The sequence below is a fragment of the Paenibacillus sp. GbtcB18 genome (genome assembly GCF_019091125.1).
Classification (GTDB): domain Bacteria; phylum Bacillota; class Bacilli; order Paenibacillales; family NBRC-103111; genus Paenibacillus_F; species Paenibacillus_F chitinolyticus.
Window position 1 is genome coordinate 1 of sequence record NZ_JAGXJX010000079.1, and the last position, 782, is coordinate 782.

At 28.8% G+C, this 782-nt stretch carries 1 protein-coding gene; it reads left to right on the plus strand.

Features of this window, described 5'->3' with window-relative positions; genetic code table 11:
• Nucleotides 1-683, plus strand: a 683-nt coding sequence (locus tag KVT34_RS29595; RefSeq protein ID WP_217563229.1) for a helix-turn-helix transcriptional regulator, incomplete at its 5' end; no start/stop codon positions are given.
• Nucleotides 684-782 lie beyond the last annotated feature (99 nt).

Consider the following 782-nt stretch of genomic DNA (forward strand, 5'->3'; position numbering starts at 1 on the left):
GAAATAGCTATTTATATTTTATGAATGATTTTGAAGTGTTATTTGAATATGAAAAAGAGAAGCCTCTATATTCATTAGCTATTGGAATCCCTGTACCATTATTTAATCATTTTATGTTGGATTATACGGATGAAGGAATGCTTAATTTTCACGCTATATTAGGTAATAACTCATTTAAAAAGTTGCAAAGTCCAATTGATTCTCTATCAGCTAATATTATTTCAAAAATGATAGATTTTCCACATCAAGATCGTATATATCAACTAGAAATGGAAAGTAAAGTGCTTGAATTACTCTCCATACATTTTGGTAGGTTTTTGTTAAAAAATCGTAATGAAATAAAAAGAAGAGTTTTATCAAAAAGTGATATAAATAAAATAAAACATGCTGAAGAAATATTAGTGCAGCGGATGGAATTACCACCATCATTATTAGAACTAGCTAAGTTAGTAGAGTTAAATGATTATAAATTAAAACTGGGATTTAAAGAGTTATTTGGTACATCTGCATTTGCATATTTAAGGGAACAGCGAATGGAACGGGCAATGTTTTTATTACGTTCTGGAACTAGTAATGTAACTGAAACGGCAATCGCTGTTGGGTACAAAAATATTAGTCACTTTTCAGAGTCCTTTAAAAAGAAATATGGGATAAAACCTTCTGAAATTTTACGTATATATTAAAAATCCGCTATACCGTAAACTCCTCCGTTATTTGGTAGTTGTATTTTGTAATGGTCAGTATAATTACAATCAACATCCAATTGTAATTAACTATTTATG